This window comes from Polystyrenella longa, from assembly GCF_007750395.1.
In the GTDB taxonomy this organism is placed as follows: domain Bacteria; phylum Planctomycetota; class Planctomycetia; order Planctomycetales; family Planctomycetaceae; genus Polystyrenella; species Polystyrenella longa.
Genome location: NZ_CP036281.1, coordinates 3,895,162 through 3,919,931 on the forward strand (window position 1 = coordinate 3,895,162; position 24,770 = coordinate 3,919,931).

A 24,770-nucleotide genomic window follows, 5' to 3' on the forward strand; every position below is an offset into this window, starting at 1 on the left:
TTTCAGCTGAAATCGATTCATAACGATATTTCGGACATCGGCGGAATCATACCAAATCCGCAACGGAAATGACTATCGACCTCGCTCGCCCTGGCCTACCTCATTCCTCAATCAGTTCGATGAATCGGTTCAATATTTTCTGGTACAGTACGTCGCCCAGAATTTTGTCTTCGACACCAGCATCGATATTCGGATTGTCATTAACTTCGATCACTAGCACTCGACCATCAGTCGTCTGCTTTAAATCGACACCATACAAACCGTTACCGATCAACTTCGCCGCTTTAAGGGCAGCGTCCAATACTTCGGTGGGAACATGTTCAATCGGAATAATTTCATCATCCCCTTCCTGATGCGATTTCTGCTTGGCGGCATGATTATAAATCTGCCAGTGCCCTTGCGCCATATAATATTTAATTCCGAAGAGAGGCTCATTATTCAGTACGCCAATTCGCCAATCAAAATCGGAGGCGACAAATTCCTGACAGAGAATAAAATCCGACTTCTGCAACATACGAGTAGCCTGCGTCCGAAGCTCTTCTTTATCGGAGACTTTAATCACTCCGCGGGAAAACGAACCGTCAGGAATTTTTAACACGCAAGGAAAGGGGATTTCGCTTTCGGACAAATGCAGATTCTTCTTGTCGAGGATCAACGATTTGGGGGTCGCAATATGATGCGACGCGAGCAACTCCTTGAGATAAACCTTGTTGCAGCAGCGAATGATGGACTTCGTGTCATCGATACAGGGTATATCTTCCTGTTCGGCCTTATTAGCGAAGCGATACGTGTGATTATTAATTGCCGTCGTTTCCCGCAGGAAAAGCGCGTCGAATTCGAGTAACGTCGAGAAATCATGCCGGGTGATTAACTCCACCCAGATCCCCATTTTCTTACCCACTGAAATAAATTTTTTGAGCGCAGCCTTGTTCGAGGGAGCATGTTCCTCTTTAGGATCGTGCAGAATCGCGAGCCAGTATTTTTCCTGCTTTTTCTTATCGATCTCGTACCGCCAGGCGGAGCCAGTAAACTTACTGAGAGCGTCTGTAAAGCGATCACTTTGCCGTTCCGCCATGTTTTGAAATGAAGGTGTCTCGATTTTTTCGATCGCCCATTTTCCTTGCGGAGAACATTTCACCTCAAACGACATTAACGGAAAACGGAACAGGTCGAACATCCGCCGAGCCACCGGTTCAATCTTCGGGTTCTCATGACGACCGAAAAAGGTGGTGTAGGTACGGGAAAGTGGCTCCTCCACCGGTTCATCGAACGTCTTTTCCAGAATCCCGGAAAGTTCCGGCAGTGCGAACTGATAGTTCCGGCGCCAGTTGAGCGCAACGATATTAGAGACGTTTGGAATGCAGGGCATCCCCCGCGCTTCCGCCAGTAAGGAAATGTAGTACCCCTTGCTGAGGTAGTCGTAATTGCCACTCAGGTTAATGACCTTGGGCATCCCCTTTTTAGAAGGGCTGTAATCCACCTTGCGAACGAAGTCCGTTTGACTGAGTACCAACCGGTCGCTGTTTTCGGCAATCAGCTTCGGTTTCTCGGTAACGATGATGTATTTGATTGAGTCCATCTACAGTTCTTTACGTAATTTTAACGCGGCGGATCCATCCGGATAATAATCAGGTATGGTGTCGATCAGTTGATATCCGAGCCCCAGATAACGTTTCAAATGCTTTTGATTATCAGCTCGGATTTCGAGCAGCATCCCCTTCTGTTTTCGTTTGCGGATGCGTTGTTCTGCACGTTCAAATAACTGCTTTCCGACGGCGCCTCCCTGATATTCTGGACGAACCGAGATGGAGTACAATCGACCCCAGAAGGAATTCTTACGAAAGAAAAGCAGGCCATATCCAACAACATTCTTGTCGAGGCAAGCGACGAAAAGTTCGACATTCTTCGCCTTTGTGAGCAAGTAGCGAAACTGGCGTCGCGATGTCAGCGGGTACGACTCCGTTGAAAAGGACTCGCTTTCGATCTGCAGGAGATCATCTAAGTCGTTTATCCGCGCAGCACGAAGCGTAAGAGTTTGTGAAGGAGCAATTTTCGACACAGCCGATTTTCCCGATGCCGACCTCAATGGGTCTGGCAGTATAAGAACCCATCCTGAAACCCGGTTGTGGCTAGATTAAAGCCTACAGAACAAGGACATTTTGCCTCATCAGAGGGTTTCAGGACCGTTTATAGAATGCAACAGAAGAGAATGCAGAGTGGGAAAGTGGACCAGAAAAGAGGGCAGCAGCGGTCGAGTAGAAAAGCAGATTTCAGGGGGACTGTCTGGTCAGTGAGTAGTCAGAATACTAATGCATCGACAGAATCGCTGGCAATGCCGGACCCAATCATTTTCCTCAACAATGAAAACAGGTAAACGAGTTTATTCACGACACTCAGCAAGTATAATCGAGATCTCTAGCGACCAGTCTCTCCATTCCAATATTTCCCTGCTGACTTATTTCTTGACGAGTGAATCCATGAAATTCTGTACTACAACGTTTGGCCTGCTTCTCCTGATGTTCTCCACCAGTTCTCTTTTGGCGGTTGAGCCTCTGCCCGTAATCTTTGACACCGACATGGAAAGCGACTGCGACGACTCCGGGGCACTCGCCATCCTGCATGCACTCGCAGACCGAGGGGAATTTCGCATTCTCGCGACTCCAATCTCCGCGCGACACACTTGGTCGGGGCCCTGCGTCGACGCGATCAACACGTGGTTTGGTCGCCCTGATCTTCCCATCGGTCTCCCTGCGGCGACGCCCAACAAACAGGGCTCACGCTATGCGGCTACGATTGCGAAAGAGTTTCCTCATGATTTCCCAGATGACATTTCCCAACAACCCGCTGCCCTCGCTGTTTACCGACAGGCCCTCGCTGGGGAAAAGGATGGAAGCGTGGTAGTCATTACGGTGGGCGATGTGACGAACATTCGAGATCTCCTGCTCTCGCCACCGGATGACATTAGCTCGCTCAGCGGAATGGAACTCGCCCGTACAAAAGTCAAATGCTGGTACTGTATGGGTACAGTGTACCCGGCGGACCTCGACCCGGCCGCATGGGGAAACTTTAAAATGGATCCGAAAGCGACTGTGGAAGCCGTCCGAGACTGGCCGGGAGAAATCGTGTTTACGGGCGCGGGAGTCTTCGCCGACAAACTGTCCACAGGAGCAGGACTTGCGCAGTTAGAGGGCAAGAATCCGATTCGACGAGTGTATGAACTCTACTACAAAGGGACCGCAAAAGACCGACACAGTGCCGACCAGATTACCGTCATGGTCGCGGCGCGGGGAACCGGTTCGCCCTGGAAACAAGTGCGTACGGGGCATAACCACATCTTTGAGAATGGCACCCACGAATGGAGAGAGGCTCCGAATGATCCGCGGCAGAGTTACATCGCGGCACTGGACGGAACAGCGACGTATGAGGAAGTCGCCGCGGAGATGGAAGCGTTGATGAAACATCAACCGAAAGAATAGATCGCCCTCACGGGGAATGACCCGGCTCAGGAAAAGGCACGGAATCAAATAATTCAGGTGATAGAAAAGCGGAGGGGGGGGGATTCGAACCCCCGGTAGGTTGCCCTACACTGGTTTTCGAGACCAGCACAATCGGCCACTCTGTCACCCCTCCGGAACGTCCACCGATTTTCGGGAACGTGTGCGACATTTTAGTTATCCACTCGCCGGCTGAAAAGGGAAGCTCGGCTTGATTCGCTCCAGACGCCGCGGTTTGTTATCAGACGGAGAAGATATTTCATAAACAGGTTCGCTCAGTAACCTATCAAAAGCGGAAATAAATGAAAGGTGAATAGGTCGACGAGGCGACAAACAGCATCGTCACCAGCAGCAACAACAGATACCCTGTCTCCTCCATCCCGCGCAGGCGGTTTCGTGATCGAGTACACCATGCTCCCCAAGGAAGTAGTCCCACGATTCCCACTATCAACATCAGCCAGAGTAGCGGATAGCTGTATAACCCGACGGAACCGTTGGGACCTGTGGCATTTTCTCCGGGCAGTAAGGGAGCGAACAGTACCCGATAAAATTTAGAGGCATAACTTAGAGTCGGAGATCGGAAAAGTACCCACCCCAGCATCACGACGAGCAGGACATAAGCATGCCGCACGAGACGCGGGATGGGAATATGTCCTGACCACCATCGTTCCAATAGGAGAAACGAACCGTGGTACAAACCCCACAGTAGAAAATTCCAGGCGGCTCCATGCCAAAGCCCGCACAGGGCAAACACAATCAGCAGATTCAGACCGGTTCGTAATTGCGAACCTCGGTTTCCACCAAGTGGAATATAAACATAATCCCTGAACCAGCGGGAGAGTGTCTGGTGCCACCTTCGCCAGAACCCCCGCATGCTATCTGCTCGATAGGGCCCCAGAAAGTTTTCCGGAAAACGGAACCCAAAGATTTGCCCCAAGCCAATCGCCATGTCCGAATAACCGGCGAAGTCGTAGAGAATTTGCAACGAGTAACAGAGTAAACCGAGCCAGGCAACCTGCGTGCTGATCAGTTCCGGTTCCATGCCGAATACAGTGTCCGCGGTGCGACCGAGGGTATCAGCGATGAGCACTTTTTTCGCCAGCCCCAGAATGAATCTCTTGAACCCAAGGCTCCGTTCCAGTTCATCCTTACGGGGCGCGGCCAGTTCCGATTCAATCTCCTGATACCGCACAATCGGTCCGGCGATCAATTGAGGAAAGAGAGCGATATATAATGCCAAACGATCCAAACGTCGTTGGGGTTGAACCTCATCGCGGTAGACATCCACCAGATAAGAGATCGCCTGGAAGGTAAAAAAGGAGATCCCGAGGAGCAACGTAACAGGGTCGTGTCTAACGAGTGGTCCGCCGATGGAAAACAGGCCCGAGTTGAGTTGATCAATCAAGAAGTTTGTATATTTAAAATATCCCAACAGCGCCAGATTGGCAGTTATCCCAATCCAAAGCCAACGAAACCGAGCTTGCCCTTCAGTCCGACCAATCTGCAATCCGGCGACGTAATTCCAACCGATGGAGCCGAGTAACCAGAGGATCCCAATGGGTTCTCCCCAGGCATAAAACAGCAGGCTGAAACAAAGTAGCAGTCCGTTGCGGCAGCGTAGTGGTAAGAGCGCGTAGCAGATCAACAACAAGGGCAAAAAGAGAAACAGGAATAAAGGAGAGCTGAAAACCATATCGATCCTGCCGGTTTCCTATACCGATTGCCATGGCGATGACTTCGGCTTCTACCTGGTGGCCTGTTTACGGGCCCAGTTTTCCTCGGCGGCACTTTTGCGAAGATAAAACGGCTCCAGTGCCGCCAAATCTTCAAACCGAGTTAAGGCGGCCTGTTCCGTGTCTAATCGGGCAACGATCGCGGCACGGGGTGTCCAGAAATTCTGATCAAGCACTCGAGCGTGTTCAGAGATCAACTCCTGATACCTTTGCAGACCTGGTCCGCTGATCACATCCTCTTTCGTCAATTCGTCCATCCAGCCTGTCGCCGCCACAATTCGCACATCGCCTGCCCGCTTCCATTTGTTCGCGGAGATACGGTCAAAGGTGGCGACATACAAATCGCCCCGTTGCGCATCGACAACACTATGTACGCGAGAAACATCGTCCGGAGAATTGGCCGCAATTGCCAGCAAGGTGTCAACGGGAACGAGTTCACATTGGTTGATGTAGGACAGCGTTTTTGCAAACACAAGCCCGATCCGCAACCCGGTAAAACTTCCCGGTCCCATGCTGACGGCAACTCTCTTGCAGTCGGAAAGCTGGAGCTGATGTTGCTCAAGCAGTTCGTTCAAGTCATGAACCAATGTTTGGGCATGACGAACGTTGTCGCTGGACAAGTTTTGTTCAGCCAGCACAACGTCATCGTCCAGAATGGCAACGGACGTAACGTTGGTTGAAGTTTCAATTCCGAGTGTCAGCATGATCTGCCTGAAGTAACGAGCGGCATACGATTCGAGAGGTTGTTTACTATCCGAATACCTTACCCCGCTCACCAGCGCAAAGCCAGTTACCGGACGACGTCCGGCGTCACTTACTCTGCATTCGCTTCTGTCATCAGTCGCTCCAATTGAACGCGACCCACTTGCCACATGTAATGCGGACCATATCCGCTTATGGGCCCCCACTTATTAGCGACAGCTTGCTGGAGGTGTGGAATGGCCTGCTTAGGTTCTTCGTGCACGGCGTGATTCAAACCGATATATAATTCAGCGTAGAACAACTGTTTTGACCGTTCCTCATCACTGATGTCGGCTTTGTTGATGTTGTTTAGAATCTCTTCAGACGTCACTTTTCCCGCGAAAAACTGGTAGAGCAACGGAAAAGGGGCCCGGTCGTCTTTTTCGTACTTGAGTAAATCTTCCTGCGCCCGCTTATCGCCATAAGCACGGACCTGAGAGAAATAACGCCAGATACCATTCTCTCGATCGACATTATCAAACGAGTGATATCGTTCAAACTGTCCCGCTGCATTCTTGAAATCACCGGCATAATACCAGGCGATTCCTCGTCTCCAGTGAGAGTCTTCCAAGCTCGGATTCAATTCGCTCATGGCGTTGTAATCAGAGGCAGATTCTTTGAATCGCCCGAGAAAGAAGTAAGCGTCGCCTCGCTGGGAAAGCTCTCGTTCGCTCAGGTTCGTTTTATCGATGAACCCGTCAAGTACGGTTTTCGCTTCGCCTTGATGTGGGGTGGAGTATCGCTTGAGATCGAATTCATCTGGCTCGGCGGAGTGCACAGCGAGAGCCAAAGCGAGAGCCAAAGCGAAAAAGCAAAAACTGACGATGAAGGAGCCAGCGAAATGAACCGGGCGCATAAGAAACTCCGTCAGCTGGCAATTCCGACAGCGGGAATCTCCGTCATCGGAAAACGCGTTTTCAAAAGGACGCATTTAGTTTTCAGTACAGGAGACCACACCGTCAGTCATGCGATTACGGGTATCGACTTGAACGACGACCGGTTTGTAATCAGCAATTTCGTCTTCTTCGTATTCCGCATAGCTGGCGATAATCACCAGATCACCCGGATTGACGAGATGCGCGGCCGCTCCGTTGATGCAGATGACACCCGACCCGGGTTCACCATCAATTGCATACGTACAAAGTCGGTTACCGTTGGTGATGTCGTAAATTTCCACCCGTTCATGATCGAGAATATTAGCCGCTTCGAGCAGCAATTTATCGATCGTCACCGAACCCTCATAATGGAGTTCGGCCTGGGTCACCGTTGCGCGGTGGATTTTAGATTTCAGTAAGGTTCGCCGCATCGATAAGGAGTCTTTGAGACTGGCATCAGAGGAAGGGGCCAAAGTCACAGCTACAATCATCTCAGACCGGGCTGGAAACTGGTCATAGTATTCCGAATTCGGTCGAGTGGAACAACCCCGTGCAGGTGAAAAGAGCCTGAAAACAGCATCCGAAGCCTAAAATAGGCCTCGGAATCTCGACTCGACATTCAAAAAAACAGGCTGTTCCGATTCAAACCCGAATTTCCAGAGAAATTCGGCGGTAGAAACAGAGAACAGCCAGAGGTTTTGTCGACAGTACCGAATTGAGGCCGGACAAGTCACGTCAGATTACGCTTCTTTAGTTTCGAGTTCAGTTTCGACCTGCGGCTCTTCGGCCGGCGGTTCAAACTTAGGCGCTTTCACGTCGTCCAGGCTCTCTTTCGCTTCAGCACGTTCCGAACGATTCGGTTTGCTGCGGGTGGTATCGGTAACTTCGTCTTCAATTCCGGAGACACCCTTTTTGAATTCAACGATTCCCTTGCCAAGGCTGCGCGCAACTTCTGGCAGTCGTTTTCCAAACAACAGCAGAGCAATGATCGCGACGATAATCAGTTCCGGCATACCCGGACTGCCAATAATAGGCATATTTCTTCCTCCCGAAAGAAGTGTTTCAGGTTAGTTTGATTTTTAAAGTCTGAGATTCAGGGTGATTGATTTTGAATGAAAAACCTGAAATCAGGCTTTTTCCTCTTCGGTGTCAGAGACTTTCCCTTTGCTCAAGTCTTCCTCTTCGTCGTCGCTCATTCCCTTTTTGAATTCGACGATGCTGGATCCCAGCGAACGGGCCACGCCTGGTAAACGCTTGCCGAATAACAGCAGAACAATCGCCAGAACGATAAGAATCTCTGGCAATCCGGGAACACCGGTGAATATGGCCAACGTGGAAACATGATTCATACTGGAACCTCTCGGGCCAAAACAGGTTTGGCAACAGGCAGGACTGGATAGGAAAAGGTGGGATATCGGTAGATGTCACTCTCAACATCTATTCAAAAAAGAAGGAACGCTGAGGGAGTCTGATTTTGGAGAAACGAGACCGGGGAGAAAAAACACCCGCAGAGGAAGTGGTAAACTTCATCTGGAAAGATCACGTCCATGAACTCAGGGAGACTTCAGGTACAGAGGCACGTCAGGCGAGGAGCATCGGTAAGTGAATTATGAGCAAAGTTGAGGCATTCTCAATCCTGAAACTACTCGTATGACCCCCAAAGCTCACCGGAAATAGATGCGTCGGGTGGGGTTTTACGGATTGTGCCGAGAATGCAATCTCTGAGTTTGCGCGTCAGAGCCTGATTTCTTCAGATCTCGTGCTGAAAGAGGGTGCTACTTCTGTCTCCCATTGGAAAAACAGGACGTCGAGCAGCACTGCTTGTCACTCAATAATACAACGGATGATTCCACTGTCAATGAGGGAAGCCCCTTTCGACCCAATTTTGAAAGCGGAAACCATACTATAAATTTGAACATATCTAGAAAATCCGCTGTTTTGAATTTCGTTCCGATGACAAAACCAGATAGGATAATGTGATTGATTCTGACTAACATGATTCCTCGTAATTCCTGACGACGCGACCATGCCCTCAAAACCAACGACCCGCCCACTTTCCGAACTCGAAAACGGTGAAAAAGCGACCTGCTACGCCCTGCTCTCTCAGCAGGACCAGGCGAAGACCCGGGACGGAAAACCTTACTATCGAGTCACTTTCCGTGATCGCGAACGAGAAGCCGTTGTTATGGTCTGGAGTGACTCTCCCTGGTTTGGACCCTGTGAAGCAGAATGGCAAGTCGGTTCGTTCTATCGGATTACCGGTCAATACGCCGACACCAAATTCGGTCCTCAGATCACCCTCGAAGAAGCCCACGCCGTCACAGACGAAGACCGAGAAGCCGGGTTCAACGAGAATGATTTTTATATTTCAAGCCGCTACAACGCTGATGAGATGTTTCAGGATCTTCTCGGGATTGTCGAGAAGGAAATCGTCGATCCGAACCTCAATGAGTTGGTCCGGTTGATCCTGACCGAAAACGAAGAGGAAATTAAAACATTCCCCGCTGCCAAACGCAATCATCATGCGTACCTCGGAGGCTTTCTGGAGCATGTACGATCGGTGACACAGACAGCCCTGTTCCTCGCCGATAAATACGCCGATTATTACCGGGCAATGCAGCCCCCTTTATCACGGGATCTTGTTATCGCCGGGGCTATTCTCCATGACATTGGCAAAATGCAGGAACTCGCATTCCAACCTCAGGGTTCCGAGTATTCTCCGGCGGGCCAGTTGATCGGACATATCTTGCTGGGAAGAGACATCGTGCGGTCCTACGCAGAAAAGGTGCCCGAACTCGATCCAAACCTGCTGTTGCGGCTTGAACATATTATCGTCGCCCACCAGAATCTACCCGAATGGGGTTCCCCAATTGCCCCGCACACTCCGGAAGCCCTGCTCGTTCACTATGCGGATGATATCGATGCGAAATATCATATGATGGCGATGGCACTCGAAGCGGATGACAACTCCGATCTCGACTTCACCTCACGAAACAATCCGCTCCGCCGGGCCCTGTTCCGTGGGTGAACCTGACTGTCTGAAATTCACTCAATAGAATGAACAGGACCATTCTATTCAACATTTGTCCGACAGGTTCAGTTGCCACCAAGCGTCAGACATGACTTCATTACATTTTCTACATGAAGACATGCACTAAGACTTAGTCTTTACACTTTGTGGCTTCGTGACTTTGTGTTGAAAAAAGACTTCCGATATTCTGACATCACCAAATACTCCCCCCCTTAGTTAACCTGAAATCCAGAAACAAATCCGACGATGAAATTCACCAAGATGCACGGAGCGGGAAACGATTATGTCTACGTGAACTGCTTTGACGAATCGCTTCCCACCGACATCCCCGCTTTAGCGCAACAGGTATCCGACCGTCACAAAGGAATCGGTTCCGATGGCCTGATTCTGATTTGCCCCAGCGAAGTTGGTCACGCCCGCATGCGGATGTTCAACGCCGACGGAAGTGAATCCGAGATGTGCGGTAACGGTGTGCGCTGCGTCGCCAAGTATGTTTACGATCACGGCATCGCCAAAGAAGAAGAACTCAAAATCGAAACGGGCAACGGCGTTCTGACATTACAATGCAACCTGTCCGGAACCAAAGTCGAGTCCGTCCGGGTCAACATGGGGAAACCGATCCTCACCAGTGCCGACATTCCCACACTCCTTCCGGGCGATCCCCCTGTGAAAGCTCCGCTGAATGTGGGGGGCAAAAGACTGGAAGTCACCTGTGTGTCGATGGGCAACCCACATTGCATTACATTTGTGGGTGAATTAAGTGACGCCTGGGTTCATGGCATTGGTCCCCTCATCGAGAGCCACGAAATGTTTCCCAACAGGGTTAACGCGGAATTTATTCAGATCGTTTCTCCTTCCGAAATCATCATGCGTGTCTGGGAACGGGGTTCTGGGGAAACACAGGCGTGCGGCACAGGAGCCTGCGCGAGTGCGGTTGCCGGAGTCTTAGCGGGAATTACCGAACGCAAAGTTCTCTGCCATCTCCCGGGGGGTGATCTCGAACTTGAATGGAGCGACAGTGACGAGGTCTTCATGACAGGACCCGCTGTGGAAGTTTTTGAAGGTGTCTGGCCTGAATAAACTGTTCACAAACTCTGTTTAAATCCTTATCCCGTCGCAGCGGAAAGTTGTCTATGTCGTCCATCCCGCACGTCGCGCTGCTGATTGAAACAACTCGGTCGTATACGCGCGAGATTCTGCAGGGGGTAAAGCGATATGTATCCGAACAGAGTCCGTGGTCCGTCTTTGTCGAACTCAGGGCGCTCGACTCCCCTCCTCCCCCCTGGCTCAAGAACTGGTCTGGCGATGGCATTCTGACACGGACGGGCAGCCAGAAGATGGCCGATGCGATTCGGCAGACCGGCGTGCCCGCAGTTGAATTGCGTTCGACCCGCTTGAGGCATGACTTTCCCTTTATTGGAATGGACAATCAGTCTATAGGCCGACAGGTCGCACAACATTTTCTGGAACGAGGCTTCCGAAACTTCGGAATCTACGACTTCGACACAGAAGATTTTTTCGAGGAACGTCGCGACACCTTCCAGCAGATCCTGAAAGAAGAGCAGATCGAATGTAGTACTTTCTCTTCGCGACATAAAAAAGAATCGCCTCCTGAATGGGAGGCTCATCAGCGGGCGCTCTCTGCCTGGCTACTGGAACTGCCCAAGCCGGTTGGCATTCTGGCCTGCACCGACCAACTTGGGTTCTGGCTGTTAGACGCCTGTCAGCGTGCCGGGCTTTCCGTACCAGAGGAAGTCGCCGTTGTAGGAGTCGAGAATGACGAAACCTTGTGCGGAATGGCGACTCCTCCCCTCTCCAGCCTGAAAATGAACGGGCTCAAAGTCGGATACGAAGCAGCAGCCCTGTTAAATCGATTGATGAAGGGCGACTCAGAACCGCAGGGACCACTCTTGGTGGAACCAGTCGGAATCGTGACACGGCAATCCAGCGATATCGTTGCGATTGATGATCAGGATCTGGCCCGCGCACTGCGGTTGATTCGGGAAAAAGCATGCGAGGGAATTACTGTCTCCGAAGTCCTGAAAGTAGTTCCGATCTCCCGCAGCTCTCTCGAACGCCGTATGCGTGACCTTTTAGGGAGATCTCCCAATGCGGAAATCAATCGGGTCCGGTTGAACCAGGCTCGATTGCTGCTTACCGAAACCGATCTTTCGCTCGCCGAGATTGCGCGTCGCACTGGATTTCAATACCAGCAATATCTCTCAGAACTCTTTCACAAAACCTACGAGCAGACTCCCAGTCAATTCCGTAGTGAACAACGCCGAGGCTAAAATTAAGAACCGAATTGCATTCTACTCGGTCTCTTTAATTCGGATGTTGCGGAAATGCACTTCAAAGCCTTCGGCCTGAAATCCAATGCGGCCACTTTTCACTTCGCCCGGTTTGTTCTGGCAGATCTGCTCACCATTGAGCCGAGTCGTCAACACGCCCTCTTTTGACTCGACTTCGATGCTGTTCCAATCTCCGACTGGCTTCCGTGCGGTTTCCCGTTTTTCAGCATTATCCTCGATTTCAACATCGGGAATTCCCCCGTTGGATTTGATGGAAGCCATCTCCATCTGTTTCCCCTGCACTTCAATCGACTTCGGCCAGATTTGATCTTCACCCGAGATGTAGACCAACACGCCGGTGTTGCTGTAATCGAGCTTCCCTTCTTTGCGATGACGCTCGGAAGGTTCAAAACGGTAGTCGTACTTCAGAATAAAATTGTCGTACGAGGTCGAAGTCTGGGCATATCCCTTCGGTTTGCCAGTGCAGATAATCACGCCCCGATCCTCGCGCCAGGTCGGCTTCTCAGGGGTTGGCTCACTTGAAAACAGATCAAGGCCGGCAAGGTTGATTGGTGAGAACCCCGGTTCGAAATGGATCATCACCCCTTCCGCCAGTTTCTCTTCTGCCGGAATTGGAACTCCGGCCTCGGGTGGCATAGCAGGTTCTGGTTCGGGCTGCTCGCAACCGGAAAGACTACAGAGTATGCCCAACGACAGGCCCACAGTGACAACAGAGACAAAACGATCGATGTAGCAAACCATGCAATGAACTCGATTCGGGCGAAGTAATAAATCAGATAGACAATATGGGGTCACAGCAATCATCAGGACAAATCCTCATAACCGCCATGATCGATACGGAAGCGGAAGCAACCCTCAATTAAACTGTCACTCCAATAGATCAATTAAGAGAGATCAGAAAAGGGGACCTAAATTCCTGAGAGACTATGAAAACAGGTATTTTATGTTACCACAGGGCGATCTCTTTATCAGCTCTAACCCTCACCTGTATTCCGATCCGCTCACCACGCCTTTAGCGACGCCTACCTCATGAATGCAGACCGCCCCGACATTCCCGTGCTCACCGTTTCCTGGATCAATAATCGCCTGAAAGAGATGGCCAGCGAACAATCCAACTACGATGTCGATGGCGAAGACTATATCGACCGTAAAGGACAATTCCTGTCCGCCAGTTGGAGTTTTCTAAGAGATGGAATTCTCAACATTTACGAATCCGTCTTGAAACCGGGACGACGTTAAGTAAATCAATCAATTCGATTGAAAAATAGTGAAACATGTAGCCCCATAATAGTTGCTGATAAACTCAACATCCAATTTGCCAATAAAAAAGCTCTTCCTCATTTTGAGGAAGAGCTTTTCATTGTTTGGTACCTTAATCAGCTGCTTAGACTTCTTTGCTGTCGATCCAGGTCATCATGCTGCGGAGCTTTTTGCCCACGGTTTCGATCTCGTGTTCGCGTTCGATGCGACGAGTCGCTTTGAAGGTCGGCTGGTTTGCTTTGTTTTCCAGCAACCAGTCGCGGGCGAATTCGCCACGCTGAATTTCCGAAAGAATTTTCTTCATTTCGGCTTTGGTTTCTTCAGTAACGATACGAGGACCACGGGTGTAGTCACCGAACTCGGCAGTGTTGGAAACACTGTATCGCATGTAGTTCAGACCACCTTCGTAGAAGAGGTCGACGATCAGTTTGAGTTCGTGCATACACTCGAAGTAGGCCATCTCAGGCTGGTAGCCTGCTTCGACCAAAGTTTCGAAACCAGCTTTAACAAGAGCGCTGACGCCCCCACAAAGCACAACTTGTTCACCGAACAGGTCAGTTTCGGTTTCTTCGGCGATAGAGGTTTCGATCACACCACCACGAGTTCCGCCGACACCTTTAGCGTAGGCAAGAGCCAGTTGACGTGATTCTTCAGAAGCACCTTCTCCCATGGCGATCAAGGCTGGCACTCCGCCCCCTTTTTCGTATTCTGAACGGACGAGGTGACCAGGTCCTTTAGGAGCAACCAGAGCCGTATCGACTCCCTTAGGAGCGACCACCTGACCGAAATGCAGGTTGAAACCATGTGAGCAAAGGAGCAAGTCTCCCTGCGATAGGTTGGGTTCGATTTCGGATTTGTACAGATCACCCTGGACTTCGTCCGGGAGCAGGATGTTGATCAGGTCACCTTTTTTGGTCGCTTCTGCGAGGGAGACCGGTTCGAATCCGTGGCTGACAGCCAAATCGTAGTTCGCACTTCCTTTACGTTGCCCAATGATGACATTGCAACCGCTGTCGCGCAGGTTTTGAGCCTGGGCGTGGCCTTGGCTACCGTATCCCAGAATGGCGATTGTCTTGTCTTTCAACAGGGAAAGATCAGCATCATCTTCGTAATAAACTTTGGCTGACATGAAAAACCTCTACATTAAAATATCGAAACTGTTACTTCGGACAATGGCCGCCGGGACTCCGGTCAGGCTCACTCCCCTTTTGCCTTGTTCAAACAGCCTTGGATGTTTGAGGCAGGATACCACAAAATCTGCGCGAGACATAAACGTCGAGCGAGAATCTATAACAGGTGCTCTCCCTATGCAGGTAGAGACGCTTTGATACTCAAGAGAGTTTCTTTCGCCTGTGCATGAACGATTCCTTCAAACAGGAAACTTACTGTGCCTCTGCGAAATGGAAACTGTTTCTATGGAGCACCGATCAGCGTTACAACCGGGAGAACAGCCAACAGACAATTACTGTCTGCTTCCAGGAGAGAACGAATTCTTTCCGTCAATGCATTATTCTTGACATCAATATTCTTGTTAATAATGCATCGTTGTATCGTGAACGATCGTTGCAAAAACGACCGTTTTTGAATGCACTCAAAACAATACCGGACCTGAGAGGCCCATCAGAATGAGCCTGTCGAAACGGAGTCTCCCCGCAAAAGGGAGGTCCGGTTGCGTTTCAAGAAGTGCAGGATGACGGGATTTCAGTCCGCTTTCAAGCCTACAGGTCCCCTTTTAGACCAATTCCGTAATAAGCGAAGCCCATTTCGGTCATTTTCTTCGGGTCGTAAAGGTTTCGACCGTCGAAGATGGTCATTTGTTTCAGTTTGTGCTTCATGTAGTCGAAATCCGGATTCCGGAACTCGCTCCATTCAGTCACGATTGCCAGGGCATCCGCACCTTCGAGCGTATCGTAATGGTGTTCGCAGTATTCGACTTTGTCGCCAATTTCTTCGCGAACATTTTCCATTGCGACAGGGTCGTGGACTCGAATATTGACCCCTTCTTTTAAGAGCTGTTCGATCAGCACCAACGAGGGAGCTTCGCGGATATCGTCAGTACGAGGTTTGAATGAGAGGCCCCACAGAGCGATTGTTTTGCCTTTGAGATCGCCCATCGTTTTCTTGATTTTCGAGTACAGGACCTCTTTCTGAGCGTCGTTGACATCGTCAACGGATTTCAGAATTTCAGCATTCATGTTGTTTTCGGCAGCAACGTGAATCAAGGCTCGCACGTCTTTGGGGAAGCAGGAGCCACCGTATCCCACGCCTGGGAACAGGAACTGGAAACCAATTCGCTGGTCGTGGCCGATACCGCGACGAACATCGTTGATGTCTGCGTTCACCAGGTCGCAGAGGTTGGCCATTTCGTTGATGAAGCTGATCTTAGTCGCCAGCATACAGTTGGCGACGTACTTCGTCATTTCGGCGCTTTCCAGACCCATAGACAGGAAAGGCTGCTCGGTGCGAAGGAAAGGTTTATACAGCTCGTGAAGTCGTTTGATCGCACGATCATCATTCACACCCACGACCACGCGATCTGGCTTGGTGAAGTCTTCAATGGCTGCTCCTTCTTTCAGGAACTCGGGATTCGATGCCACTTTGATGTTATCCCGACCAGTCAGTTCGGTCAGGCGATCCAACATTTTCCGGTTCGTCCCCACGGGAACGGTACTCTTGATGATGGTAATCGTATCGTCGGCGAGCAAGGGAGCGATTGTATCCACAACGGCCCATAACCCTTTCAGGTTTGCGGAACCATCGTCGCTCTGGGGTGTCCCGACCGCGATAAAGATACAATCAGCATCTGGAACGCTCTCTTCGTAGCTGGTGGTGAAATGCAGGCGACCCGCTTTATGGTTACGGATGACCATTTCAGTCAAACCGGGTTCATAAATGGGAATTTTGCCATTCTTTAGGCCTTCGATTTTTTTCTCATCGATATCGAGACAGGTGACGTCATTACCGCTGTTGGCGAAACAGGTTCCAGTCACCAGGCCGACATAGCCTGTACCAATCATCACAATTTTCACTACAGTGTTTCCTTAAACAATCATTCTAGGAATGGAAGTATCTTTTAAGCGGCACATTCGTATGCGGAGCGTGCCCCTGTTTGATGGCGATCGCGAATTGGCCCGGCGGATTTTCGCAGATCTCTATCTGCTAAAAACAGTTAACGTGGACCGGCATTTAGATGAAATTTACGTTTAGTCTGCTCAACCTGCCCAACAAACAGGCAAACTGCCGCAATAACAGAGGAAATGTGTTTCTCATTTTGCACTGAATATTCAACTGGTCCAATCAATTCCCGGTTGGCTAAAGTAGTATCTGGATAGACATAAACGAGGACAGTCCCTGCGATCCTCGAACGCGACAGCCCATCGTGGAGGTAAACGCACCCATGCCGGAACCCATAGACGAGCATCTTAAGTACCAATCGAAGCAAGAACTTGCCGCCGATTCGCCTATTTTCTCATTAAAAGAACAATTCCAGCATCTTGCAGACACGGATCAAGAAGAGGAGCTGGACGAATGGCTCCGACTTCTTCAGGACCTGATCCAGCAAACGGAGTCCGGCAAAAATATCGGCATCCCGCTACCCAAGTTGAAATATCTGCTTGGAATTATCTACACCGAACTCAGTTACAGTGACTTCAGCGACGTCGAATCGGACCAGGAAGCCTTTCGCAGACGTGCCATCCAATGTTATCGATATGTTCTCGATGTTTCTTCGCTCAACGACCTGGCCAGTGAATTCGATTCTTTAGAACTCGAATTTCAGCTGTGTTATCAGATTGGAGAGCTCCTCGAAGAGGGAACCGACTTCGACCGTACGAAATCATTACAAGAAGCAATCCAATTTTTTCAGCGAGCCGAACAAACTCTGAATAAGATTCCTGACAAAAGGGGAGACAAGAAAGTGCGAGCTGCGGACATCCACTTTCATTTCGGGCACTGTTACAAACTTCTGGGGAACAAGGAAAAAGATCCTGACAACAAGCGAATCTGTTACGACGTCGCCCGAGATCGACTGCAGAAATGCATGAGTCTTTCTGAATCTCTAAAATTCGAAAATGACCTATTTCTAGTTCGCTTGATGCTGTTGCAGTTGAAAGTTTGTTTCAAAGAGTTAGGTGACCAGTTTGAATTGGATTATTTGATTCGGGAATCCGAACTTTTAACTCAAAAGATTGATCGTGACTCCTTTCCATTCAGTTGGGCCGATGCCCATCGGTGTGCGGCCAATTTACTACTTGATCATCAAAAACGTGATTGGGATAAACGCCATCGAGATGCTCTCCGTTCTTTTCGTGCTGCATTGCAGGTATATAGTCGCGACGTCGCCCCCTACGACTGGGCTATGCTGCAGAATGGAATTGGAATCGCTAATCGGTCCATCGCGAAAGCAAACTCCCATGACGATCTCCGGGAGGCTATCAAAGCCTATGGCCAGGCTTTGACTGTTTTCACTCAGACAGCATACCCATCGGAATGGGCGATGGTTCAGAACAATCGAGGGATTGCCTGCATCACTCACTTCGCAGAGCGTACAACTCAGGAGCTGAATCTCGCGTTCGCCAGTTTTGAATCAGCCCTGCAGATCTATACCCGCGAAGACTTTCCCGAAGAGTGGGCACAGTTGCACCATAACCTGGGAAACTTATTCCTCAAGCATCCTCGCCCCAAAAACCAACACAGGGCATACGAGCAAGCGATCAGCCACTTCGAAAAAGCACTTGAGGCTCTTGAGCGGAAACGAAATCCCGCAGACTGGATCAATACACGCCTGCACCTCGCCGAGTCTCATCGTCTCGCGAGCGATGGTCAAGATCGCAATCCTCTGATCAAAGCAATGCAGGGGTTGGAAGAAGTTCTGGAAGTCATCAACGAAGAACAAGCCCCCGACCAGGCAGCCTCTACGAAATATCAATTGGCCCTGACCTACCTCGACCTCTCTCGTTTACTCGAAACGCCTGAGACTCAGACAACCAGATACCGCCAGTCCGCACTAAAACTCTTCCAAGAATCTGCCCACATCTACCGACAACAAGGCAATTCAGACTCATTACAAAAAGTGCTGAATGCCATTGAATTGGAACAGTTTGAATGAAGAGTTAAACCGAAGTGCGAATTGAAAATAATGTTCGGTACTGCGTCTACGAAAAAAGAGGTCGCAATCAAGATTGATTGCGACCTCTTTTGTATTTATTTCAGGTTCGCCTTGCGGTGACCTGGAACAGATTCAGATAATTACTCTGGAGCGGTGAAAGGGACCATGCCTTCCATGATCAGGTCACCGAAAGTTTTGCCTTCGACTTCGCTTTTTTCTCCAGCAGCTTTTTCCAAAGCAGCCTGGATTTTTTCTTCGTCTTTGACTTTCTCTTCTCCGAGTGCTTTACCGACGGCCATGCCGTACAGGTTACGCATTTTCGGGTTCACCCCTTTGCCCGTCTCTTTGGCGGGGTGACATACGAGGCAACCGAGCTTTTTAATTTCGGCATTATCTTCGTAAGTTTTGGTAATCACTTTTTTGTAGTTGGGGCGAGCCTGGGCGGAATCGCTGTTCATGACGACAGTCAACGTGACCATCAAACCTGCGATGAGACTCAGGGACAACATTTTTCGTGCTGTTCGCATTAACACAACCTCCCGAACAGATGAATTTTAAGTTTATGGAGATGTTTACAAGTGACGTCGTTCACAGACAGTAGTCAATCTGCAGAGGAAAAGTCCGTCGTCTGCTTCAGAACCACTTGAATAAGTTACTATCACCCCCAGAGCACCTGGCAGGAATAACTTAAGACAGGTTCCGAAACTGTTTAAAAACACAGTTAAGACAATACCTGGAACGGATTGAAAAACAGCCTTGGTTACCGAATTCCAACCGATAGGTCACCATCCATAAGTACGCATTTATTTAAATGGCCACCCGAAGCGATGTCAACTCACTAAACCAAGCTGTTTTGAAGAAACACCTTCGGCGCTCGTACTTTCTCGTCAATTGACGATTGCGTTTGCACTATCGATGTTGCACATTGAGGATGACTTAATTTACCGCAACACGGTCAAGTATGCTGACATTGCTATCCTGCGCGTCAGGACATGTCATAAACGAGGTGGTTCAGATAAACTTTAACGCGCAACAGGAGCTTATTCTGATGGCATTCTTCTCTAAACAGGCATTCGGCCTGGTCGTCCTTGGCCTCTTGTCAGGTCAGTTTTTCACACAAGCGTCGTTGGTGCTGGCTGCTGAACCCGAAACAGCAGCGACCGCCTGGGGCGGTAGCCCGAACATCGTGTTGATTCTATCCGACGATCAAGCCTGGACCGATTTCAGCTTTATGGGTCATCCCGATATCGATACTCCGAATCTCGATGCTCTCTCCGAAGAAAGTTTTCTGTATCCAGATGGCTACGTAACCACCAGCCTATGTCGCCCTTCACTCGCCACTTTGATCAGCGGATACTACCCGCATCAACATGGGATCACTGGGAACGATCCTCCCAAGGGAACGGACCGGAACCTGATGCTGAAACATATCGATCGCATTCCGAAGCTGCCTGCGATGTTGGCAGAAAAAGGTTACGTCAGTTTTCAATCTGGAAAATGGTGGGAAGGTGCACCCAGTCGCGGTGGATTTACGGCGGGCATGACTCATGGTGACACATCCCGCGGTGGCCGTCATGGGGATGAAGGCTTGAAAGTCGGTCGTCAGGGCATGGCCCCTGTTTTCAATTTCATTGACTCCCATGCCGGTAACCCGTTTTATTTATGGTATGCTCCTTTTCTACCGCATACGCCTCATACCCCCCCACAACGCCTCTTGGATAAATACACGCAGGAAGGACGCCCGATTCAACTGGCGAAATATTACGCCATGTGTGAATGGTTTGATGAAACCTGTGGAGAACTCGTCGACGGGTTGACCGAACGAGGCATGCGAGAGAATACGTTAATTGTCTTCGTCACAGACAATGGATGGATCCAGAAAACACCGGAGTCGAAAATTCCTCCTGGGTGGAGACAACCTTTCGCACCGCGATCTAAACGTTCGCCGAATGATGGAGGTTTACGGACTCCCATCTTCTTCAATTGGCCGGGAGTAATTAAACCCGGAATCTCCGAGACACCGGTTACAGCTCTGGATGTCGTACCCACAATGCTGGCTGCGGCGGGTTTAGAGAAAACCGAGGCGATGCCCGGCGTCAATCTGTTTCCTGAGGGAACACCCCGAACCGACCTGGATGACCGGCCACTATTCGGTGAAATCTTTGAACACGATCTCGTCGATATCGACGCCCCCAGTACGAGCCTGCTTTACCGCTGGGTGCGAAGTGACGACTGGAAATTGATTCTCCCGGAAGCTGAGAATGAGCCAGTTCAACTGTATCAATTGGCGGATGATCCTCACGAAAACCACAACCTGGCAGCAAAATACCCTGAACTTGTGGTGAAATTGACCTCTCAGATCAATAACTGGTGGGATGGTAGAACTGACAATCTGCAGTAATATGCAGACCTGACGGTATTATCTGGGACAAGGAATGACCTTACCGCCGCAATTTGGCCAGATAGTTCGTCTGGTTTACGGAATTTTGTAACAGGAGCCCTGCAAACCACTTGCTCGATTTTTGAGTATTGAATAAACTTCGAACGTCTTGAAGTCAGAAAACAAGGTCGCTGCCAGTCAGCGATCTCTGACTCTTTCTTACCCGGTAGTGTAATGGTAACACAACAGGTTTTGGTCCTGTTATTCTAGGTTCGAGTCCTAGCCGGGTAATTTTTTATGCGCAGTTGGTTTAAAGGTCCCCCTTTTTAAGTAGAATCTGGGTGTGGACAGGCGTGCTCGCATACCAACTGCAGACAATACTAATAGCGAGTATGCAATGCTTCCCGCTCCCGGTCTCTGCGGATCCGGTTGAGTTCAGACATCAACTCATCGAATTTATCTTCTTCGCGAGCTATGTCTCCAGTCTTTTTCTTGATCATGGGGAGCAGGTAACCTTCCCCCATCCACATCAGCACCTGGCGTTCTCTCTGCCTCACATCGCTGGTGTTTTTCAAGTTATAGACCATGTCTTCGATTTCGTCGCCACGGTCCGCGATGAACTCATTCCATTCGGCTTCCGAAGCATTTGCTGATCGTAAACGGAAGTAATCTTTGTGGACTTCCGTAAAGCAGTTGTAGCATTCTTCCGCTATGAAAAAGGGGGGCTGGTTATACCACTTATAGGCGGCGTAGCCGGAGGGGATTAGAATCGCCATGGCGATCACCACATAAATATTGATGATGTATCGCAGGAAGCTGCCTGCCGCCAAGGTAGCGATCGCGTCAACGGCATCGCGAATGAAATTGGTCAGCTTATAAAGGAGATCGCCTGGCGACAAAATCGATGGGGACTGTTTTCTCACCTTCTTCGGTTTGGCGTGAATGTTTGCGACTTGTTTGTTCGCTGGCGGAGGAGTCTGAGTTGCCGGCCCAGAACTACGTTGCTCGACAAAGTCATCAGCCCCTCCGGGACCTTTCCCTTCCTCGACTTTCCTTTTATGGAACAGTTCCGGGTGAAACTGTCGAAGAATGTCATCGGCAGCCGAAGTATTGTTTGAATCGGGGGTGTTACTTTTATTATTCATACTAATTCACACTCTGATTTAAACAGACGCTAATTCACATCGGGGCCAAGTCGACAATCGTCGCTCCGTTTTTATCTTGGATTGAGATGCAAGAACCTGAAATACGAAAATCAGGGAGCTTCGTCTCCAATAAATTCCTTGTTATTGCGGTTATGTAATTTGCTCCAGATTTCAGGATAGATTTGATCGCCTTTAAAGTGAGCTGATCCATCCAGGTACATTACATAAACCCCAGCAGCGTGCATGCTGCGAGCTGTCTGCTGAAAGTTCACTTCGTCCTCGATCACTGAAGAAGCGTAACAGGGCATGCCAACTTCTTGCAGATATTCGGAACCGACTTCCTGATGAATGCGGGTACAACCGAAGATGTCATCGGAGTCGTCATCCTGATTGTTCGGGCCGGCGCCATCTTCCTGGAAGCTGACCACTCCGTGACGTGCTGTCACTGAAGCCCCAATAAAACCTAATGCCCAGGATCCCCGAATATCAAACTTGTTTACCCCTGCCCTAATTTCATCAATCGCAATGAAATTGGACGATCCTGAACGAACATCATTGAAATCGAACGACTTGTTCACGCCGGCAATTCCATGCCCCCACATCTGGGTGTTGTCTTCGAAAATGCGTTCGCCGTCGACAAAGAATCCGTCCTTACAGTTGTCTCCGCCTGAATTGCCAACAGGCCACTCTACCTCTCCTCCGACGGTATGTCGGAAGCATCCGCGGTTGGGGCCCATATTGATGGCGTAGTTACCACGTGCATAAAGATTGTCGGGCTGGGAAGAGATTTCAGTTCGGTCATACATGTTCTCAGAAGTGTTAAAAATGTCAGAGGGGCAGATAAAGGTGCCAATACGTTCCATACGAACTGCCGCGTTGACCGGATCGGAAACGGGTTTCGAGAAATCATATGCGTTTTGCAAATTCCCCTGTTCAACAAACGGTAAAATCATCAGGTTCCAGTTGGCCATCATGCGGGCAGGCTCCGATGAAGGGGCATATCCAAGCGCCACGCGATCCAGAATACCGACCGCCCAGCGACCACTGTCTAATGTTTCTCCCGGGGGCTCCGCCCAGATACTCGCTGGTGGGAATACGCGGTTCAGATCCTGATAACTGTGCAGCGCGATACCGATTTGCCGAAGGTTGTTTTGGCACTGTACCCCACGCGCGTTCGCTCGAACCTGTTGTACAGCAGGGAGCAGAAGAGCCAGTAGAATACCTATGATCGCGATCACGACCAACAGTTCGACCAACGAAAAACCACGACGAGCAGATGAACGTAACATGCTCCATCCTTTACTTGTTCTTGTATGCGACACATCGCAGTAACGGCAAAATCTAATAAGAGACACCGTCAGTCGCGACGCTAAAGATACCGGCCAGAGAATTGTGCTGAGAATTACGATTCAACAACCGTTTGGTCAAAAACTAAATGGTTATCGAAGTTGATTTACAACGAGCTTCAGCTGAATAGACCAACCATCACAACGGATGACTTTAATATTATTCGGTCCACCCCTCAAAAAGAGGTCGACCTCGGTTGAATCTGATTCAAATTGAGTTGCTCGCACGGTTCAAAGACTTTGCCCGAACTGACTTTTCAGTAGAGCTCTGGTCTGGGAAAGTTATCTATTTAAGCAGGGCCCGAATTCCCCTTGTTTCAACACTAAATCAAATATTCTGCTAATTTCACTCTATCGGTCGACGGACATCATTCCTGACGACCAAGCACCTGCTATCAGTCTAGCAGGATATCATTTTAACATCAAGAAAAATGCCCTGTTTATCTGCAGTCACTTCACTTGATGACTAAATTATTTATTTGAGTTTTTGACGTTTCGGATCTCCTCGACGTAGGTGAGAACCGCATGCCTATATATTTCAGACGTCATTCAACCCGTTTCGGCTCTTAATATTTCGTTTCCAGCCGAGTTTTTATCGAATTCGTGCATTTTTTCTGGAGCTCGAATACAAGGGAAATTGGGGAAAACCGCGTTTCTATCTCTGTCAGACTGGTTAATTCCACACTTAAAACAAGAAAACCACGAACGAAAAACGCGTTTCAGCGTCCAATCCGGATCGACTTGTAGCTGCCAGAGATGCTCTTTGAATTCAACACCGCAAATTAGCAAAGGTAGTGAAAATGTCGTTTATTATGGTCGATGTTGAGGCCGATGGCCCCATTCCAGGTGATTACTCCATGATCAGTTTCGGCGCCGTAGTGGTCGAATCGACCCTGAAGCGGACATTCTATGGACAACTTCGTCCCATTTCAGAGGGCTGGGTTCCCGAGGCGCTGGCTGTCAGCGGGTTTACACGGGAGGAAACCTTGGAATTTGATGAACCGACCAAGGTTATGGAGAGTTTTCGGGTCTGGTTGGGAGAAAACAGCGAGAAAAAGCCGATCTTCATTGCCGACAATAATGGATTCGACTGGCAGTTCATCAACTGGTACTTCCATCATTTCATGGGTGACAACCCGTTTGGTTTCAGCTCGATGAATCTGGGATCGCTTTACAAAGGGATTGTTCGCGACATGCGAAAGAACTTCAAGCACATGCGCGTAACGAAACATACCCACCATCCGGTCGACGACGCAGTTGGCAATGCCGAGGCCATGTTAAAGATTATCGAACGCTATGAACTGAATATCCGACTTTGAACCCTCTCTCGAAACTCCATACTGAAC

Annotated in this window: 22 protein-coding genes and 2 tRNA genes; 9 read left to right on the plus strand and 15 right to left on the minus strand. The window is 49.7% G+C overall.

Translation table 11 applies throughout. From position 1 onward, the window contains the following. Positions 1-100: 100 nt before the first annotated feature. Positions 101-1,579, minus strand: a complete 1,479-nt coding sequence (locus Pla110_RS14450; protein ID WP_144996451.1) for a RimK family protein — start codon at positions 1,577-1,579, stop codon at positions 101-103. Then, on the minus strand, positions 1,580-2,059 hold the full coding sequence (locus Pla110_RS14455) for a GNAT family N-acetyltransferase (RefSeq protein ID WP_197440216.1): 480 nt from the start codon (positions 2,057-2,059) through the stop codon (positions 1,580-1,582). A 418-nt stretch (positions 2,060-2,477) separates the two neighbouring features. On the opposite strand from Pla110_RS14455, the gene Pla110_RS14460 reads away from it, so the two are divergent. After that, positions 2,478-3,476: a nucleoside hydrolase gene (locus Pla110_RS14460; RefSeq protein ID WP_197440217.1), complete on the plus strand. Its 999-nt coding sequence runs from the start codon at positions 2,478-2,480 to the stop codon at positions 3,474-3,476. 69 nt (positions 3,477-3,545) lie between these two features. Here the strand turns inward: Pla110_RS14460 and Pla110_RS14465 are convergent. The 7 genes from Pla110_RS14465 to Pla110_RS14495 form a co-directional block, all read right to left on the minus strand. Further along, positions 3,546-3,630: transfer RNA gene (locus Pla110_RS14465), tRNA-Ser, on the minus strand. 150 nt (positions 3,631-3,780) lie between these two features. Continuing rightward, positions 3,781-5,187, minus strand: a complete 1,407-nt coding sequence (locus Pla110_RS14470; protein WP_144996454.1) for an MBOAT family O-acyltransferase — start codon at positions 5,185-5,187, stop codon at positions 3,781-3,783. A gap of 51 nt (positions 5,188-5,238) precedes the next feature. Continuing rightward, positions 5,239-5,931: a tRNA (adenosine(37)-N6)-threonylcarbamoyltransferase complex dimerization subunit type 1 TsaB gene (tsaB, locus tag Pla110_RS14475; RefSeq protein WP_144996455.1), complete on the minus strand. Its 693-nt coding sequence runs from the start codon at positions 5,929-5,931 to the stop codon at positions 5,239-5,241. A 110-nt stretch (positions 5,932-6,041) separates the two neighbouring features. Next, positions 6,042-6,824 (minus strand): tetratricopeptide repeat protein, encoded by a 783-nt coding sequence (locus Pla110_RS14480; RefSeq protein WP_144996456.1) that lies wholly within the window; start codon positions 6,822-6,824, stop codon positions 6,042-6,044. 75 nt (positions 6,825-6,899) lie between these two features. Further along, a complete protein-coding gene (gene panD / locus Pla110_RS14485) occupies positions 6,900-7,274 on the minus strand; it encodes an aspartate 1-decarboxylase (protein WP_144996457.1) in 375 nt (124 codons plus the stop codon). Between the two features lie 309 nt (positions 7,275-7,583). Then, complete coding sequence (locus Pla110_RS14490; protein ID WP_231742465.1) at positions 7,584-7,880, minus strand: Sec-independent protein translocase subunit TatA/TatB; 297 nt, start codon at positions 7,878-7,880, stop codon at positions 7,584-7,586. 90 nt (positions 7,881-7,970) lie between these two features. Beyond that, positions 7,971-8,192, minus strand: coding sequence for a Sec-independent protein translocase subunit TatA/TatB (locus Pla110_RS14495; protein ID WP_144996458.1), 222 nt, complete (start codon positions 8,190-8,192; stop codon positions 7,971-7,973). Between the two features lie 677 nt (positions 8,193-8,869). On the opposite strand from Pla110_RS14495, the gene Pla110_RS14500 reads away from it, so the two are divergent. The 3 genes from Pla110_RS14500 to Pla110_RS14510 all read left to right on the plus strand — a co-directional run bounded on the left by Pla110_RS14500 (position 8,870) and on the right by Pla110_RS14510 (position 12,165). Then, complete coding sequence (locus Pla110_RS14500) at positions 8,870-9,871, plus strand: 3'-5' exoribonuclease YhaM family protein (RefSeq protein ID WP_144996459.1); 1,002 nt, start codon at positions 8,870-8,872, stop codon at positions 9,869-9,871. 249 nt (positions 9,872-10,120) lie between these two features. Beyond that, positions 10,121-10,954, plus strand: coding sequence for a diaminopimelate epimerase (gene dapF, locus Pla110_RS14505; RefSeq protein ID WP_144996460.1), 834 nt, complete (start codon positions 10,121-10,123; stop codon positions 10,952-10,954). 53 nt (positions 10,955-11,007) lie between these two features. Next, positions 11,008-12,165 carry a XylR family transcriptional regulator gene (locus Pla110_RS14510; protein WP_144996461.1) on the plus strand — a complete coding sequence of 386 codons (1,158 nt, stop codon included), beginning with the start codon at positions 11,008-11,010 and terminating at the stop codon, positions 12,163-12,165. A gap of 21 nt (positions 12,166-12,186) precedes the next feature. Here the strand turns inward: Pla110_RS14510 and Pla110_RS14515 are convergent, their stop codons facing one another. Next, positions 12,187-12,990, minus strand: a complete 804-nt coding sequence (locus Pla110_RS14515) for a 3-keto-disaccharide hydrolase (RefSeq protein ID WP_144996462.1) — start codon at positions 12,988-12,990, stop codon at positions 12,187-12,189. Between the two features lie 225 nt (positions 12,991-13,215). On the opposite strand from Pla110_RS14515, the gene Pla110_RS14520 reads away from it, so the two are divergent. Then, positions 13,216-13,425, plus strand: coding sequence for a hypothetical protein (locus Pla110_RS14520; protein ID WP_144996463.1), 210 nt, complete (start codon positions 13,216-13,218; stop codon positions 13,423-13,425). Positions 13,426-13,570: 145 nt separating this feature from the next. On the opposite strand, the gene ilvC is transcribed toward Pla110_RS14520, so the two are convergent. Together ilvC and Pla110_RS14530 are read right to left on the minus strand one after the other, a co-directional pair. Then, positions 13,571-14,575 (minus strand): ketol-acid reductoisomerase, encoded by a 1,005-nt coding sequence (gene ilvC, locus Pla110_RS14525; RefSeq protein WP_144996464.1) that lies wholly within the window; start codon positions 14,573-14,575, stop codon positions 13,571-13,573. Positions 14,576-15,164: 589 nt separating this feature from the next. Further along, positions 15,165-16,475, minus strand: a complete 1,311-nt coding sequence (locus tag Pla110_RS14530; RefSeq protein ID WP_144996465.1) for a UDP-glucose dehydrogenase family protein — start codon at positions 16,473-16,475, stop codon at positions 15,165-15,167. A gap of 368 nt (positions 16,476-16,843) precedes the next feature. Between Pla110_RS14530 and Pla110_RS14535 the strand changes: the two genes are divergently transcribed. Next, complete coding sequence (locus Pla110_RS14535) at positions 16,844-18,553, plus strand: tetratricopeptide repeat protein (protein ID WP_144996466.1); 1,710 nt, start codon at positions 16,844-16,846, stop codon at positions 18,551-18,553. A 140-nt stretch (positions 18,554-18,693) separates the two neighbouring features. Here Pla110_RS14535 and Pla110_RS14540 read toward each other — a convergent pair whose 3' ends face one another. Beyond that, a complete protein-coding gene (locus Pla110_RS14540; RefSeq protein ID WP_144996467.1) occupies positions 18,694-19,080 on the minus strand; it encodes a hypothetical protein in 387 nt (128 codons plus the stop codon). A 521-nt stretch (positions 19,081-19,601) separates the two neighbouring features. Between Pla110_RS14540 and Pla110_RS14545 the strand changes: the two genes are divergently transcribed. After that, positions 19,602-20,954 (plus strand): sulfatase-like hydrolase/transferase, encoded by a 1,353-nt coding sequence (locus Pla110_RS14545; RefSeq protein ID WP_144996468.1) that lies wholly within the window; start codon positions 19,602-19,604, stop codon positions 20,952-20,954. Between the two features lie 199 nt (positions 20,955-21,153). Further along, positions 21,154-21,224, plus strand: a tRNA-Gln gene (locus Pla110_RS14550). A gap of 89 nt (positions 21,225-21,313) precedes the next feature. Here the strand turns inward: Pla110_RS14550 and Pla110_RS14555 are convergent. Both Pla110_RS14555 and Pla110_RS14560 read right to left on the minus strand, forming a co-directional pair. Beyond that, positions 21,314-22,078 (minus strand): hypothetical protein, encoded by a 765-nt coding sequence (locus tag Pla110_RS14555; protein WP_144996469.1) that lies wholly within the window; start codon positions 22,076-22,078, stop codon positions 21,314-21,316. A 110-nt stretch (positions 22,079-22,188) separates the two neighbouring features. Next, positions 22,189-23,367: a DUF1559 family PulG-like putative transporter gene (locus tag Pla110_RS14560; protein ID WP_144996470.1), complete on the minus strand. Its 1,179-nt coding sequence runs from the start codon at positions 23,365-23,367 to the stop codon at positions 22,189-22,191. 857 nt (positions 23,368-24,224) lie between these two features. Between Pla110_RS14560 and Pla110_RS14565 the strand changes: the two genes are divergently transcribed. Next, the gene (locus Pla110_RS14565) at positions 24,225-24,743 is read left to right on the plus strand and encodes a 3'-5' exonuclease (protein WP_144996471.1); all 519 of its coding nucleotides are present in this window, start codon (positions 24,225-24,227) and stop codon (positions 24,741-24,743) included. Positions 24,744-24,770: the final 27 nt, after the last annotated feature.

Excerpts from the sequence above, each read along its gene's own strand:
- Pla110_RS14495 (WP_144996458.1), bottom strand. The coding sequence starts at position 8,192 with ATGAATCATGTTTCCACGTTGGCCATATTCACCGGTGTTCCCGGATTG.
- Pla110_RS14470 (WP_144996454.1), bottom strand. The coding sequence starts at position 5,187 with ATGGTTTTCAGCTCTCCTTTATTCCTGTTTCTCTTTTTGCCCTTGTTG.
- Pla110_RS14510 (WP_144996461.1), top strand. The coding sequence starts at position 11,008 with ATGTCGTCCATCCCGCACGTCGCGCTGCTGATTGAAACAACTCGGTCG.
- dapF (WP_144996460.1), top strand. The coding sequence starts at position 10,121 with ATGAAATTCACCAAGATGCACGGAGCGGGAAACGATTATGTCTACGTG.
- Pla110_RS14460 (WP_197440217.1), top strand. The coding sequence starts at position 2,478 with ATGAAATTCTGTACTACAACGTTTGGCCTGCTTCTCCTGATGTTCTCC.
- Pla110_RS14480 (WP_144996456.1), bottom strand. The coding sequence starts at position 6,824 with ATGCGCCCGGTTCATTTCGCTGGCTCCTTCATCGTCAGTTTTTGCTTT.
- tsaB (WP_144996455.1), bottom strand. The coding sequence starts at position 5,931 with ATGCTGACACTCGGAATTGAAACTTCAACCAACGTTACGTCCGTTGCC.
- Pla110_RS14490 (WP_231742465.1), bottom strand. The coding sequence starts at position 7,880 with ATGCCTATTATTGGCAGTCCGGGTATGCCGGAACTGATTATCGTCGCG.
- panD (WP_144996457.1), bottom strand. The coding sequence starts at position 7,274 with ATGCGGCGAACCTTACTGAAATCTAAAATCCACCGCGCAACGGTGACC.
- Pla110_RS14515 (WP_144996462.1), bottom strand. The coding sequence starts at position 12,990 with ATGATTGCTGTGACCCCATATTGTCTATCTGATTTATTACTTCGCCCG.
- Pla110_RS14560 (WP_144996470.1), bottom strand. The coding sequence starts at position 23,367 with ATGTTACGTTCATCTGCTCGTCGTGGTTTTTCGTTGGTCGAACTGTTG.
- Pla110_RS14450 (WP_144996451.1), bottom strand. The coding sequence starts at position 1,579 with ATGGACTCAATCAAATACATCATCGTTACCGAGAAACCGAAGCTGATT.
- ilvC (WP_144996464.1), bottom strand. The coding sequence starts at position 14,575 with ATGTCAGCCAAAGTTTATTACGAAGATGATGCTGATCTTTCCCTGTTG.
- Pla110_RS14535 (WP_144996466.1), top strand. The coding sequence starts at position 16,844 with ATGCCGGAACCCATAGACGAGCATCTTAAGTACCAATCGAAGCAAGAA.
- Pla110_RS14500 (WP_144996459.1), top strand. The coding sequence starts at position 8,870 with ATGCCCTCAAAACCAACGACCCGCCCACTTTCCGAACTCGAAAACGGT.
- Pla110_RS14545 (WP_144996468.1), top strand. The coding sequence starts at position 19,602 with ATGGCATTCTTCTCTAAACAGGCATTCGGCCTGGTCGTCCTTGGCCTC.
- Pla110_RS14555 (WP_144996469.1), bottom strand. The coding sequence starts at position 22,078 with ATGAATAATAAAAGTAACACCCCCGATTCAAACAATACTTCGGCTGCC.
- Pla110_RS14520 (WP_144996463.1), top strand. The coding sequence starts at position 13,216 with ATGAATGCAGACCGCCCCGACATTCCCGTGCTCACCGTTTCCTGGATC.
- Pla110_RS14540 (WP_144996467.1), bottom strand. The coding sequence starts at position 19,080 with ATGCGAACAGCACGAAAAATGTTGTCCCTGAGTCTCATCGCAGGTTTG.
- Pla110_RS14565 (WP_144996471.1), top strand. The coding sequence starts at position 24,225 with ATGTCGTTTATTATGGTCGATGTTGAGGCCGATGGCCCCATTCCAGGT.